We start from the raw sequence: 12,859 nt of genomic DNA on the forward strand, positions 1-12,859 counted from the left end.
TGTGGATGCCGGATCAGGACAAGAAACTGTAAAATAGGATCATAAGAAAAGTGAAAGAAGTATATGAGACGAAAAAAAATATATAAAGCATTGGCATTTTGTCTGAGCACAGTGATGCTCGCACAGCCGGTTTTTGCGACAACAGTGCAGCAGACGGCACAGGGAAGCCTTGGTTCTGTTACGGAGGAGTCCCAGATACTTCCAATTCCCGGTGAAAGCGGGAAATATATTCTGAAAAGCAATGGCTTTTACTGCCTGAATGAAGATGGAACCAAAGAAAATACTCCGGCAGTGTATTATTTTGATCATTTTGAGATCGACGGAACGGTTTTTGATGGATATTATTATCACGACGAAAGCGGTAAATTTACAGCGGGAAACTCGCATATGGTCCAGATCACCGATCTGAAGGCTCCGGCAAAAGACGGTAGCGGTGAGGAAGTTTCTTTTGACGGCTGTTATATGGTAAACAATCTGGGAAAACTCAGCGCTTCTCCACAGGTACGTTATATGGATGAGCTGGTGGTGGACAAAACAACATACAACGGGCTGTATTATTTTGATGAATATGGAAAAATGGTTACAGATCCAGGTATCCATTATCTGGAAATGAATGCTGCAGGACAGATGTTTGACGGATATTATTATTTTGGCGGAGAAAACGGCGTTCTGCTCCAGGAAGAGGGAGAGACTCCGGAGGGATTTTCCGTGGATAAATCCGGAAAAGTCGAGACGAAAGATCTGGGAATGGATGGCCTTGAGAAACGGCTTGCGGATCTTCTTGGAACCTATGAGGGTACATGGAGCGTTTATGTAAAGGATCTAACCAGTGATCAGGAGTTTGAACAGAACAGTCAGTCACTGTACTCAGCCAGTCTGATCAAAGTGTTTGTCATGGCCCAGACCTATGCCAACATGGATGCAGTCCTTCAGAACGAAGCGGCAAAAATGAAAAAAGATGTTACAGATCCGTCCGTATCCACAAAGGTCAATGACCTTCTCTGGAATATGATCACAGTCAGTGACAATGAATCCTTTAATGAGCTGGTACGTCTGCAGACAGCATCGGGTGTTTTTAAGGACGGAGCACAGGCTGTAAATGGATTTCTTGCGGAACAGAAATTTGCAGATACTTCCGTACAGCACATCTTAAGCCCGTCCTCTTCAAAGGATGTCGGCCTCGGTGGCAGGAACACCACTTCTGTAAAAGACTGCACAGAGCTTCTTTCCCGGATCTATAAAGGAGAATGTGTATCGAAAGAAGCTTCGGAGGCTATGCTGAACCTGCTTCTGAACCAGCAGGTTACTACTAAGATCCCCAGCGGGATATCTGTGTCCGTGGAAATTGCAAATAAGACTGGAGAAACGGATACGGACCAGCATGATATCGCCATTATATATGGAGAAAAGATTACATATATCCTCTGTGTGATGTCAGAAGACTGTAAACCTGGGGACGCAGTTTCGCATATCCGGGATATTTCCGGTATTGTTTATAATTATCTGAATATGGACCTTGACCAGGGGTGATCTGTGAGTTAGAATAAAAAACAGCTGAGTAAGATCCTGATGGATATTTCCGCCAGAGAAGTATCCGAAATGTTCATGAAAGGGGAATTCTATTATGAAGACAGTACATACAGACAAAGCACCTGCAGCAATCGGACCATACTCCCAGGCTATCATCCATGGAGATACACTTTACACATCCGGTCAGATCCCGGTGGATCCGGCAACTGGAGAGGTAGTTGGCACAACCATCGAGGAGCAGGCTGACCGTGTTATGAAGAATCTCGGAGCAGTTCTGGAAGCTGCCGGTTCCAGCTATGAGAATGCGATCAAGACAGTATGCTTCCTTGCAGATATGAACGATTTTGCGGCATTTAATGAAGTATATGCCAAATATTTCGTAAATAAACCTGCACGTTCCTGTGTTGCAGTCAAGACACTGCCAAAGAACGTTCTCTGCGAGGTAGAAGTGATCGCAGCGATCGGATGATCTGATAAAAAATCCCTGTTGTCTGATTTCAGTCAGACAGCGGGGATTTTTTTTCGTGGTGATAAAGTATTTTTCTCTGTTTTGGAGCAATCTCTTTTTTGTGTTTTCAGGCGTTAAAACGGTAATGTTTTTTCTTGTGTAAAGTAGAACGCTGTAGTATAATAAAACCAGTTTTTTAGGATACGTATAAAAGCTTAATAAGGATGATCGGCAAACCAGATGAAAGTCTGGGACGCAAAGCTACAGGGCCTGTAAAATGGCAGCCAGTTGCATGAAATGAGGTGCACTGTCTGTGAGACGGTGTTTTTTTTATGATGTTATTCGGTTATGAGCAAGTAGCGAAGCGGATTGCGAATATCTGTTTGACAGACAGTGGGGTTGTAGGTCTGGATGCTGCAAAAGAGTTTTTTGGGCAATTAAAGACTTTAAGTGAAGCAGACGCTGAATGGAAATAAGCGGAGGGGAAGGATGCAGAAGAGCAAGAGTACAGAATGAATTGAAAAAGCTTGAAAATGTAATGTAATAATCAGAGCCACTTCCCTTTATTGTGAGTGGCTTTTTATTATGACAATTTTTGTGACAAACAAAAGAAAATAGACGCAACCAGGCGAAACATTGTTTGGCGTAGAAACACCGGAAATCCTTGAAAATAAAGGATTTTTGCTATATGATGAAACAAGTTGAACTCTATCATTGCGTAATAAAAAAAAATCCTGTATAATACCAAACTGTAATATTGTATCATTCAGCGGACAGAGAAATACGCTGTGAATCATTAAAAGAAGTCAGGAGGACATAAGTACATGCGAGTCGATGCGGACGATTTTGCCCGACCTTGCAGCTGCGGGAGGGAGCACCACATAGACGTTAGAGAAATTGTAATTGAATCAGGAGCTATCGGGAAATTGGAAAAGGAAATGTCAGACGGTGATCTGAAAGAATGTATTTCCCCGCTTCTGATCTGTGACACGAACAGTTACAAAGCTACAGAGGAACTGATGGAGGATATCTATGACCGGTGTCAGGTACTGATCCTGGATGCTGAAGGTCTTGAGGCAGATGAGCGTGCCGTGGAGATCGTGGAGAATTATATGGAAGAGGACATCGATCTTGTTCTTGCAGTTGGAGCGGGGACGATCCATGATCTCAGCCGTTTTGTCGCCCATCAGTACCGGATCCCTTTTGTCTCTGTGCCCACCGCAGCCAGTTCAGACGGATTTACTTCCACAGTAGCAGACATGACCTGGAATGGTGTAAAAAAAGTATTTCAGGCATCTGCGCCACTTTTTGTTTTTGCGGATACGGATATTTTTGCTAAGGCGCCTGCAAGGCTTACAGCAGCCGGGGTGTCAGATATTCTGGGAAAATACATTGCGCTGGCAGACTGGAAGATAGCAAGTATTCTTATGGATGAATACTATTGTACAGCGGTGGCAGACCTGGAAACAAAAGCGATCCGGACTGTTAAGGATAATCTGAAAGAAATTGCAGCAGGAGAGAAAGATGCATGTGAGAAGCTGATGTATGCGCTGATCCTTTCCGGACTGGCCATGCAGATGACAGGAAACTCCAGACCGGCATCCGGGGCGGAGCACCATATGGTCCACCTCTGGGATATGGAAGTGGTCAATGGCCACCTGGATGCTCTTCACGGGGAGAAGGTTTCTGCAGCAACCATGTTGGTCCTTCTGGAATATAAAAAGCTTGCAGATGCTATCCGAAGAGGAGCCTGCAGAGTGCATGCCTTTACAGACGGAGACACAGAACTCCTGCAGGAGACCTTCGGCAGAAAAGGGATTCTTGGAGCACTTGAAAAAGAAAACACCCCGGAACTTCTGGACGATGTAAGCACAGAAACACTTTCCGGTGCACTTCCGGAAATCCTTAAGATCATAGATCTTCTTCCTGCAGTTACAGATATGCAGGAGATGATGAGTATCGTCGGCTGCGTGAGCAGAGTCCGGGATATCGGCTTGCCGGGAAAAGCGATCGAGGAGAGTCTCAGACTTGCACCGTATACAAGAAGAAGGCTGAGCCTTCTGAGACTTCGGAAGATGCTCACATACTGAGCAGGAACAGCTCATAAAAGGTTCTTTTGACTTGACATAAATTTCAGGAAAGGCAGTGATGAACGGTTTGATGAGAGTAGGAATGGGATATGATGTACATAAACTGACAGAGGGCAGGAAACTGATTCTTGGTGGTGTTGATATTCCCTGGGAAAAAGGTCTTTTGGGCCATTCGGATGCGGATGTTCTGATCCATGCGATCATGGATGCACTTCTGGGAGCTGCGGCTCTTGGAGATATCGGAAAGCATTTTCCGGATACAGACCCTGCATATAAGGGAATCTCCAGTGTGAAACTTCTGGTGCATGTTGCCGGATTACTGAAGGAGAATGACTATGCGATCGGAAATATCGATGCCACCATCATCGCTCAGAAACCGAAGATGGCACCACATATTCCGACGATGAGAGAAAATATCGCAGAAGCACTTGGGATTAAAATATCACAGCTGAATATCAAGGCGACAACAGAGGAAGGCCTTGGATTTACAGGACAGGGAGAGGGAATCTCCTCACAGGCGATCTGCTCCCTGTACAGAATCGGGAAATTGGAGGAAGAGTAACATGAAGATTTTTAACACACTGACACGCAGAAAAGAGGAATTTGTACCTCTGGAAGAAGGAAAAGTAAAAATGTATGTCTGCGGACCTACGGTATACAATCTAATCCATATCGGAAATGCCCGCCCTATGATCATTTTTGATACGGTGCGCAGATATATGGAATATAAAGGATATGAAGTAAATTATGTATCCAACTTTACCGATGTAGATGACAAGATCATCAAGAAGGCCATTGAAGAGGGCGTTTCCGCAGAGGAAATCTCTACCCGTTATATCAAAGAGTGCAAGAAGGATATGGCAGATATGAATGTAAAACCTGCTACAACGGCACCCCAGGCTACACAGGAGATCCAGGGCATGATCGACATGATCCAGACTCTTATTGATAAAGGATATGCATATCCGGCAGCTGACGGGACCGTTTATTTCCGTGTAAAGAAATTCAAAGAGTATGGCAAGCTTTCTCATAAGAATCTGGATGATCTCCAGTCAGGATTCCGTTCTCTTAAGGTATCCGGTGAGGATCAGAAGGAAGATCCGTTAGACTTCGTGCTTTGGAAACCAAAGAAAGAGGGCGAGCCGTCCTGGCCGTCACCGTGGTGCGACGGACGTCCTGGCTGGCATATTGAGTGCTCTGTTATGTCCAAGAAATATCTCGGAGAAGAGATTGATATCCATGCAGGCGGTGAGGATCTGATCTTCCCGCATCATGAGAATGAGATCGCACAGAGTGAGTGTTGCAATGGTAAGATTTTTGCAAGATACTGGATGCATAATGGTTTCCTGAACATCGACAACCGCAAGATGTCCAAATCTCTCGGAAATTTCCGTACCGTTCGTCAGATCGGTGAACAGTATGATCTTCAGGTTCTCCGTTTCTTTATGCTGAACGCACATTACAGAAGTCCGCTGAATTTCAGCGCAGATCTGATGGAGGCAGCAAAGAACTCTCTGGAGCGTATCCTTGAGGCGGCAGGCAAGCTCAGCGACCGTAAAGACAATGGGGCGGCAGAGAATATTACAGAGGAAGAGCTTGCGCTTCTCAAAGAAGCAGAAGGTTTTGTTACCAAATTTGAAGCTGCCATGGATGATGATTTTAATACTGCAGATGCACTTGCGGCAATTTTTGAGCTTGTAAAATTTGCCAACACAAACGTAGACGAGAACAGCTCAAGGGAGTTTGCCGGTGGCCTTTATGAGGAACTTTTTAAGCTCAGTGATGTGCTGGGACTGAAAATCGAGAAAAAAGAAGAGATTCTTGACAAAGAGATCGAGGATCTGATCCAGGAGCGCCAGGCTGCAAGAAAGGCAAAGGATTTCAAGAGAGCAGATGAGATCCGAGATGAGCTCCTGAAAAAAGGTATCATCCTTAAAGATACAAGAGAAGGTGTGAAATGGCAGAGAGCTTAAAGAAACTGAAAGAGCTGTTTGATCTGAAAGACGCAGACCTTCGGACCTATTCGCCGCTGACGCTGGCCTATATCGGGGATGGCGTTTATGAGCTGGTGATCCGTACTATTCTTGTGAAAAAAGCGAATTGTCCGGTAAATCGTCTCCACAAAAAAGCCAGCAGCCTTGTAAAAGCATCTGCGCAGTCGGGTATGATGGAAATCCTCGAACCACTTTTGACAGAAGAAGAAAAAAGTGTATATCGAAGAGGAAGGAATGCGCATTCCGCTACCATGGCCAAACATGCCACCATGGCGGATTACCGGCGTGCCACAGGGTTTGAGGCGCTGATGGGATATCTTTACCTGAAAGAGGATTTTTCAAGGATACTGGAGCTGGTCCATGCAGGACTTGAGAAGGAGGAAGTTTAAATTGACTGAAATGATAGAAGGAAGAAATGCGGTCCTTGAGGCATTTCGTTCCGGTAAATGTGTTGATAAACTGTTTATTCTGGATGGCTGTCAGGACGGACCGGTCCGCACCATCGCAAGAGAAGCCAGAAAACATGATACCATTGTAAAATTTGTTCCAAAGGAACGATTGGATTCCATGAGCGAGACAGGTGCACATCAGGGTGTGATCGCACAGGTTGCGGCTTATGATTATTCTACAGTGGAAGATATCCTGAAAAAAGCAGAAGATAAGGGAGAGCCTCCGTTTATCATTCTTCTTGATAATATTGAGGATCCTCATAATCTGGGAGCTATCATCCGTACCGCAAATCTCGCAGGTGCTCATGGTGTGATCATTCCCAAACACAGAGCAGTAGGACTGACTGCTACGGTTGCCAAGACCTCGGCAGGCGCACTGAATTATACACCGGTTGCCAAGGTTGCTAATCTGGGACAGACTATTGATGAACTGAAAGAAAAGGGCATCTGGTTCGTATGTGCAGATATGGACGGAGAGGTGATGTACCGTCAGAATCTGACAGGACCTATTGGCCTTGTGATCGGAAATGAGGGAAATGGTGTAAGCCGCCTTGTAAAAGAGAAATGTGATTTTACTACCGCGATCCCGATGAAAGGGGATATCGATTCCCTTAACGCTTCTGTAGCAGCAGGGGTGCTTGCTTTTGAAATCGTGAGACAGAGACTGTCAAAATAAATACATCAAATACAGCCATAGCTGTTCGGAGAAAAAATGTGCCGATATAATGAGATGACGGATGAAGCTCTTATCGAAAGACTTCGTGCAGGGGAATCTGCAATTGCAGATTATCTGATGGAAAAGTATAAAGGTCTGGTCAGAAAAAAAGCCCGTGCCATGTTTCTGATAGGTGGGGACACAGATGATCTGATACAGGAGGGGATGATCGGACTGTTTAAGGCAGTCCGTGATTACCAGCCAGACAGGGAGTCGTCTTTTCAGTCTTTTGCAAATATATGTATTGACAGACAGATATATACTGCAATTAAAAGTTCAAACCGCCAGAAACATCAGCCACTGAACACTTATGTGTCTTTAAGCGACGGAGAGGCGGAGGAAAACTTCAGAGATTCCTGTGTGGAGCATGATAATCCGGAATCGATCCTGATCGACCGGGAAAATGTGGCGGCTCTCGAAAATGAAATGAAAAAGAGCCTGAGCCCTCTGGAAAACAGGGTACTGCAGTTGTATCTGGATGGAAATGGATATATGGATATTGCCCGGATCCTTGGAAAAACACCGAAATCCATTGATAATGCACTGCAGAGGATCCGTGGGAAAATTAAAAGCTATTTTTGAGAAGAGTAAATACCTCTTTCCTTTTGAATATAAAAGTATTAAAATAATATTCATAAGGAGCAGAATAAGAAAGGAGACCAAATTATGGCAAAGATCAATAAATATTGGGGACTTGTTGCAGTAGGAGCGCTTACCGCTGCCGCAGCAGGAGCTATCGCAGCACTTGTATCCAGACGATCTGTATGCGAAGAAGACTTTGAGGATGATTTCGAAGATCTTGATGATTTCAAGGATGATGAGAAGAAGGAAGAAAAAGAAGAGAAAGAAGTCTTCCAGGACTGGGACAAGACTGCATCTGAGACTGTAGAAGTTTCCAAAGAGGCAGAGGATGCTGAAGAGGCACCAACAGAAGCAGAAGAGGAAACACCTGCAGATGATGAATCGGAGGCCGAAGCGGAAGAAGAGACAGAAGCAGAAGAGACAAAGACAGAAGAGTAAAAAGAGAATCCTGCGTGCTGTGTCTGTGAGCGACAGCACACAGGATTTTTTGTGCTATAATCATGAAAATATGAATTTTTAAAAAAATAAAAATAATGTATTGACAATATGACAATCATCTGATAATATAAACAACTGTGAGCGGCACAAACGTCGCGAAACAAGCTGCTGTGGCTCAGTCGGTAGAGCGTCGCCTTGGTAAGGCGGAGGTCACGGGTTCGATTCCCGTCAGCAGCTTTTTTTGTGTCTAAAAACAGACAATTTTTTGTTTAGATACAGGTTTTGCGGGTTTCAAAAACTCCGGATTTATGATAAGATAAAACATCAGGATGATATTTAGGAGGGAAAGCAATGGAGAACGAAACAGTTTCCAAAAACTTTATTGAAAATATTATAGACAAAGATCTTGAAGAAGGCGTTTATGACACCGTGCATACACGTTTCCCACCGGAACCTAACGGCTATCTTCATATCGGACATGCGAAATCCATTCTTTTAAATTATGGACTGGCTCAGAAATACAACGGAAAATTCAATCTCCGTTTTGATGATACCAACCCTACAAAGGAGAAATCCGAATTTGTAGAGTCCATCAAGGCTGACGTGAAATGGCTTGGTGCAGACTGGGAAGACAGACTTTTCTTTGCATCTGATTATTTTGATCAGATGTATGAGGCAGCAGTGAAGCTTATTAAGAAAGGCAAGGCCTTTGTCTGCGACCTGACTGCAGACCAGATTCGTGAGTACCGAGGAACTCTTACAGAGCCAGGTAAAGAGAGCCCGTACAGAAACCGTACTGTAGAAGAGAATCTTCAGCTTTTTGAAGAGATGCGTGAGGGCAAATACGGAGATGGCGAGAAGGTTCTCCGCGCCAAGATCGATATGGCATCACCGAATATGAACATGCGTGACCCGGTCATTTACCGTGTAGCCCGCATGACACATCACAATACAGGAGATAAATGGTGCATCTATCCGATGTACGACTTCGCTCATCCGATCGAGGATGCCATTGAGGGTGTGACACATTCTATCTGTACTCTGGAGTTTGAGGACCACAGACCGCTTTATGACTGGGTGGTAAAGGAACTGGAATATCCGCACCCACCGAAGCAGATCGAGTTTGCAAAGCTGTACCTGACCAACGTTGTTACAGGTAAACGTTATATCAAGAAGCTTGTTGAGGACGGCATCGTAGATGGATGGGATGATCCGAGACTAGTATCCATCGCCGCACTTCGCCGCCGTGGATTTACACCGGAGTCTATCCGTAAATTTGTAGAACTCTGTGGCGTTTCAAAGGCGAACAGTTCTGTAGATTATGCAATGCTCGAGTACTGCATCCGTGAGGACCTGAAGCTGAAACGTCCGCGTATGATGGCGATCCTTGATCCGATCAAGCTCGTGATCGATAACTATCCGGAAGGACAGGTTGAGTATCTTGAAGCTCCGAATAATATGGAGAATGAGGAGCTTGGAACCAGAAAGATTCCGTTCAGTGGAGAACTTTATATTGAACGTGATGATTTTATGGCAGAGCCTCCTAAGAAATACAAACGTCTCTATATTGGAAATGAAGTTCGTCTTATGAATGCATATTTTGTAACCTGCACAGGTTATGAGGCAGATGACGACGGAACGATCCGTGTAGTCCACTGTACCTATGACCCGGAGACCAAGGGCGGAAATGCACCGGACGGACGTAAGGTAAAAGGAACGATCCACTGGGTGGAAGCATCCAATGCAGGTAAAGTTGAGGTAAGACTTTACGAGAATATCGTAGATGAAGAAAAAGGTGTTTACAATAAAGAAGATGGTTCTCTTAATGTAAATCCGAATTCTCTTACAGTAACAAGTGCTTATGTAGAGCCGGAGCTTCTGAAAGCAAAAGGTTATGACAGCTATCAGTTTGTACGTAACGGTTTCTTCTGCGCAGATATCCATGACTCCAGGGAGGGAGCACCGGTATTTAACCGCATTGTATCTCTGAAGAGCTCTTTCAAATTACCGAAAGCATAAAAACTGTCAAAAAGAATACGAAACATATGACAGCAGTACACCGTGAACAGGTATCAGGGTGTACTGCTTGTTTTGTTTTATCGTCATCAGGAATAAATGGATAAGTACAAAATGCTCCTGCAACGATTTCGGTTGCGCCCATTTACAGAAACGGTTATACTGATAACACAGGAAAGAGAGGAATTACACATGAAGAAAATCGTGCTTGCTTCCGCATCTCCCAGGAGGCGGGAACTTTTAAGCCAGGTAGGAGTCGCCTTTGAAGTGAAGCCTGCCAGCGGGGAAGAACGGATCACCAGTGCAGAGCCTGCGAAAGTGGTGGAGGAACTTTCTCGTCAGAAAGCTATGTTTACGGCATACGCGCTGGAGGAAGAGGAGAACCGAGATCTGAGAGATGTGGTTGTGATCGGTGCAGATACCGTTGTATCTTATGAGGGTAAGATTTTAGGTAAACCGGCAGATGAGACAGCTGCAATAGAGATGCTCGCTATGCTGCAGGGGAATACACATCAGGTATATACCGGTGTAACTTTGTTGATAAGAGAAAAAGGGAGATGGAAAGCTCATACCTTCCATGAGTGCACAGATGTGAGCTTTTATCCGGTGACAGAGGAAGAAATAAAGGAATATGTAAACAGCAAAGACCCAATGGACAAAGCCGGAAGCTATGGGATCCAGGGCGCCTGGGGAGCCTATGTGAAGGGAATCCGTGGTGATTATAACAACGTGGTGGGACTGCCTGTGGCAAGACTGATCTATGAGACAAAAAAACTGGGAATGAACCTGAGAGGATGAAAGACAAAATGATAAAAGCTTGTATATTTGATCTGGATGGAACAATTGCGGATACACTGGAATCTATGGCATATGTGGCGAATGAGATCATGGAAAAGTTTTCCCTGAAACCACAGCCGGCAGATAATTTTCGTTATTACAGCGGTGAAGGTGCAGATATGCTGATCAGAAGATGCCTGATCGATGCAGGAGATCCGGAGCTGGTACACTACGAAGAAGTCAGGGAACTTTATCGCAGGAAATTTGATGAAGATCCGTTGTATAAAGTTGTGCCATATAAAGATATGCCGGAAACCCTTCAGAAGCTGAAACATACAGGCCTTAAGATGGCTGTATGCTCCAATAAGCCTCATGTTGCGGCGCAGAAAGTGGTAAAGGCGATCTATGGCGATCTGTTTGATGAGGTGATGGGACAGCAGGAAGGGATCCGCAGAAAGCCGGCGCCGGATGGTCCGCTGAAGATTGCAGAAGATTTCGGCGTAAAGCCGGAAGAATGTATGTATATCGGAGATACAAAGACAGATATGCAGACAGGAAGTGCTGCCGGAATGTATACCGTTGGTGCACTATGGGGATTCCGTGACAGAGAAGAGCTTGAAAATAACGGTGCAGATATTGTAGCAGCTGTACCTGGTGATCTGTTTACTATCTATGAGGAGAAGCAGCATGATTAAGATGGTTGCCAGTGATCTGGATGGAACGCTGCTTATCGGTGGAAGACAGACGCTGCCGGAAGAGATTTTTCCGCTGGTAAAGGAACTGAAAAAAATGGGAATCCTCTTTGTGGCAGCCAGTGGCAGACAGTATGCCAATATGAGGAATCTTTTTGCGCCGGTAAAGGACGAGATGGCATTTATCAGTGAAAATGGCGGGCTTGCTGTCCAGAATGAGAAGCTTCTGTACTGCGACAGCTTTGACAAAGAACTGGTCAGAGAGATCATTCAGGCAATATGGGAAAAGCCCGGAGCGGAATTTTCCTGTTCTACAAAGGATTTTTATTATATCATGCCCAAGACAGAACATTATCGCCATCTGATGATCGAAGAAGTAAAAAATCAGTGTAAGATCATAAAGAGTTTTGATGAGATCACAGAGCCTTGTATGAAGGTTGCAGTTTATGAGAGAGAAGGAATGACGGAGGAATCCATCCGGTACTGGAGAGAACGGTTCAAAGACAGATGTACTGTTGTGACATCCGGATTTGCGTGGGTGGATTTTGTTCCATTTACCACGAACAAAGCAAAAGGGATCCGTAAATACCAGGAACTTTTGGGAATCGGACCGGATGAATGCATAGCGTTCGGGGATGAATACAATGATATTGAAATGATGAAATCTGTAAAATACAGCTTTGCCATGAAGCATGCGAAGCCAGGGGTAAAGGCGGCGGCTTTCTACGAGACAGAGAAGGTGGAACCAGTACTTCGCAGACTGATCGCGGCGGGCGGAGATATAAAGGAGGTACTTTAATATGTACAAGAAAGAATATGTCCAGACATTTCTGGAAAAACAGGGTCAGCTTTTTGATGAGCCGGTAGCAGAGGATTTTGAGGAGGCAGAGGAATTTCTAGAGGATTGCATGGCAGTTGTGCTGGATTCCCTGAAGGATGTTAAAAAATATCTGGATGGAATGGGCGCAGATGTGGAGGGGATTTCCCTGAAGGAGCTGGAAGAAGAAAGTGAAGTATTCAAACTCCCGGACGGAAAATATATGATCGTAGAAGGCTGACGGAAAGCAGGGATTACACCTCTGAAAATTAAATATGATAAACTTGCATCAGCAAAAAGAAAGCCCTGCG

The 12,859-nt window shown here is 44.7% G+C and carries 15 protein-coding genes, 1 tRNA gene and 1 riboswitch; all 16 genes read left to right on the top strand.

The annotated features are described in order from the left end of the window. Positions 1 to 63 precede the first annotated feature (63 nt). The 16 genes from EAI83_RS03655 to EAI83_RS03725 all read left to right on the top strand — a co-directional run bounded on the left by EAI83_RS03655 (position 64) and on the right by EAI83_RS03725 (position 12,789). On the top strand, positions 64 to 1,530 hold the full coding sequence (locus EAI83_RS03655; RefSeq protein WP_059085173.1) for a serine hydrolase: 1,467 nt from the start codon (positions 64 to 66) through the stop codon (positions 1,528 to 1,530). Between the two features lie 94 nt (positions 1,531 to 1,624). Next, on the top strand, positions 1,625 to 1,999 hold the full coding sequence (locus tag EAI83_RS03660; RefSeq protein WP_015525839.1) for a RidA family protein: 375 nt from the start codon (positions 1,625 to 1,627) through the stop codon (positions 1,997 to 1,999). A gap of 199 nt (positions 2,000 to 2,198) precedes the next feature. After that, a riboswitch (cyclic di-GMP riboswitch) is annotated at positions 2,199 to 2,274 on the top strand. A 36-nt stretch (positions 2,275 to 2,310) separates the two neighbouring features. Continuing rightward, positions 2,311 to 2,454 carry a hypothetical protein gene (locus EAI83_RS17165; RefSeq protein WP_015525840.1) on the top strand — a complete coding sequence of 48 codons (144 nt, stop codon included), beginning with the start codon at positions 2,311 to 2,313 and terminating at the stop codon, positions 2,452 to 2,454. 450 nt (positions 2,455 to 2,904) lie between these two features. Beyond that, a complete protein-coding gene (locus EAI83_RS03665; protein WP_243113440.1) occupies positions 2,905 to 4,068 on the top strand; it encodes a sn-glycerol-1-phosphate dehydrogenase in 1,164 nt (387 codons plus the stop codon). Positions 4,069 to 4,138: 70 nt separating this feature from the next. Next, positions 4,139 to 4,630: a 2-C-methyl-D-erythritol 2,4-cyclodiphosphate synthase gene (gene ispF, locus EAI83_RS03670; RefSeq protein WP_044961210.1), complete on the top strand. Its 492-nt coding sequence runs from the start codon at positions 4,139 to 4,141 to the stop codon at positions 4,628 to 4,630. A 1-nt stretch (position 4,631) separates the two neighbouring features. Further along, on the top strand, positions 4,632 to 6,041 hold the full coding sequence (gene cysS, locus EAI83_RS03675) for a cysteine--tRNA ligase (RefSeq protein WP_021650981.1): 1,410 nt from the start codon (positions 4,632 to 4,634) through the stop codon (positions 6,039 to 6,041). Further along, positions 6,026 to 6,451 carry a Mini-ribonuclease 3 gene (locus tag EAI83_RS03680; RefSeq protein WP_022426226.1) on the top strand — a complete coding sequence of 142 codons (426 nt, stop codon included), beginning with the start codon at positions 6,026 to 6,028 and terminating at the stop codon, positions 6,449 to 6,451. The genes cysS and EAI83_RS03680 overlap by 16 nt, the downstream gene beginning before the upstream one ends. Before the next feature lie 10 nt (positions 6,452 to 6,461). Next, positions 6,462 to 7,187, top strand: a complete 726-nt coding sequence (rlmB, locus tag EAI83_RS03685; protein ID WP_227573913.1) for a 23S rRNA (guanosine(2251)-2'-O)-methyltransferase RlmB — start codon at positions 6,462 to 6,464, stop codon at positions 7,185 to 7,187. A 36-nt stretch (positions 7,188 to 7,223) separates the two neighbouring features. Further along, the gene (gene sigH, locus EAI83_RS03690) at positions 7,224 to 7,808 is read left to right on the top strand and encodes an RNA polymerase sporulation sigma factor SigH (protein WP_022426224.1); all 585 of its coding nucleotides are present in this window, start codon (positions 7,224 to 7,226) and stop codon (positions 7,806 to 7,808) included. An 84-nt stretch (positions 7,809 to 7,892) separates the two neighbouring features. Then, positions 7,893 to 8,246: a hypothetical protein gene (locus tag EAI83_RS03695; RefSeq protein WP_059085171.1), complete on the top strand. Its 354-nt coding sequence runs from the start codon at positions 7,893 to 7,895 to the stop codon at positions 8,244 to 8,246. A gap of 164 nt (positions 8,247 to 8,410) precedes the next feature. Continuing rightward, positions 8,411 to 8,483, top strand: a tRNA-Thr gene (locus tag EAI83_RS03700). A gap of 114 nt (positions 8,484 to 8,597) precedes the next feature. Continuing rightward, positions 8,598 to 10,265, top strand: a complete 1,668-nt coding sequence (locus EAI83_RS03705; protein ID WP_015525883.1) for a glutamine--tRNA ligase/YqeY domain fusion protein — start codon at positions 8,598 to 8,600, stop codon at positions 10,263 to 10,265. 189 nt (positions 10,266 to 10,454) lie between these two features. Next, on the top strand, positions 10,455 to 11,060 hold the full coding sequence (locus EAI83_RS03710; RefSeq protein WP_022426223.1) for a Maf family protein: 606 nt from the start codon (positions 10,455 to 10,457) through the stop codon (positions 11,058 to 11,060). Positions 11,061 to 11,068: 8 nt separating this feature from the next. Next, positions 11,069 to 11,734: an HAD family hydrolase gene (locus tag EAI83_RS03715; RefSeq protein WP_044961208.1), complete on the top strand. Its 666-nt coding sequence runs from the start codon at positions 11,069 to 11,071 to the stop codon at positions 11,732 to 11,734. After that, entirely contained in the window at positions 11,727 to 12,530 is an 804-nt protein-coding gene (locus EAI83_RS03720) for a Cof-type HAD-IIB family hydrolase (protein WP_021650974.1), read from the top strand. The genes EAI83_RS03715 and EAI83_RS03720 overlap by 8 nt, the downstream gene beginning before the upstream one ends. A gap of 1 nt (position 12,531) precedes the next feature. Continuing rightward, the gene (locus EAI83_RS03725) at positions 12,532 to 12,789 is read left to right on the top strand and encodes a hypothetical protein (RefSeq protein ID WP_015525887.1); all 258 of its coding nucleotides are present in this window, start codon (positions 12,532 to 12,534) and stop codon (positions 12,787 to 12,789) included. The last annotated feature ends 70 nt before the right edge of the window (positions 12,790 to 12,859 follow it).

Origin of the sequence: Blautia sp. aa_0143, from assembly GCF_004167315.1 — a bacterium.
GTDB classification, from domain to species: Bacteria; Bacillota; Clostridia; order Lachnospirales; family Lachnospiraceae; genus Blautia_A; species Blautia_A fusiformis.

Coding starts and splice junctions, on each gene's coding strand:
- EAI83_RS17165 (WP_015525840.1), top strand. CDS start 2,311: ATGATGTTATTCGGTTATGAGCAAGTAGCGAAGCGGATTGCGAATATC.
- EAI83_RS03660 (WP_015525839.1), top strand. CDS start 1,625: ATGAAGACAGTACATACAGACAAAGCACCTGCAGCAATCGGACCATAC.
- EAI83_RS03710 (WP_022426223.1), top strand. CDS start 10,455: ATGAAGAAAATCGTGCTTGCTTCCGCATCTCCCAGGAGGCGGGAACTT.
- EAI83_RS03695 (WP_059085171.1), top strand. CDS start 7,893: ATGGCAAAGATCAATAAATATTGGGGACTTGTTGCAGTAGGAGCGCTT.
- EAI83_RS03720 (WP_021650974.1), top strand. CDS start 11,727: ATGATTAAGATGGTTGCCAGTGATCTGGATGGAACGCTGCTTATCGGT.
- EAI83_RS03655 (WP_059085173.1), top strand. CDS start 64: ATGAGACGAAAAAAAATATATAAAGCATTGGCATTTTGTCTGAGCACA.
- EAI83_RS03715 (WP_044961208.1), top strand. CDS start 11,069: ATGATAAAAGCTTGTATATTTGATCTGGATGGAACAATTGCGGATACA.
- EAI83_RS03725 (WP_015525887.1), top strand. CDS start 12,532: ATGTACAAGAAAGAATATGTCCAGACATTTCTGGAAAAACAGGGTCAG.
- EAI83_RS03705 (WP_015525883.1), top strand. CDS start 8,598: ATGGAGAACGAAACAGTTTCCAAAAACTTTATTGAAAATATTATAGAC.
- cysS (WP_021650981.1), top strand. CDS start 4,632: ATGAAGATTTTTAACACACTGACACGCAGAAAAGAGGAATTTGTACCT.
- rlmB (WP_227573913.1), top strand. CDS start 6,462: ATGATAGAAGGAAGAAATGCGGTCCTTGAGGCATTTCGTTCCGGTAAA.
- sigH (WP_022426224.1), top strand. CDS start 7,224: ATGTGCCGATATAATGAGATGACGGATGAAGCTCTTATCGAAAGACTT.
- ispF (WP_044961210.1), top strand. CDS start 4,139: ATGAGAGTAGGAATGGGATATGATGTACATAAACTGACAGAGGGCAGG.
- EAI83_RS03680 (WP_022426226.1), top strand. CDS start 6,026: ATGGCAGAGAGCTTAAAGAAACTGAAAGAGCTGTTTGATCTGAAAGAC.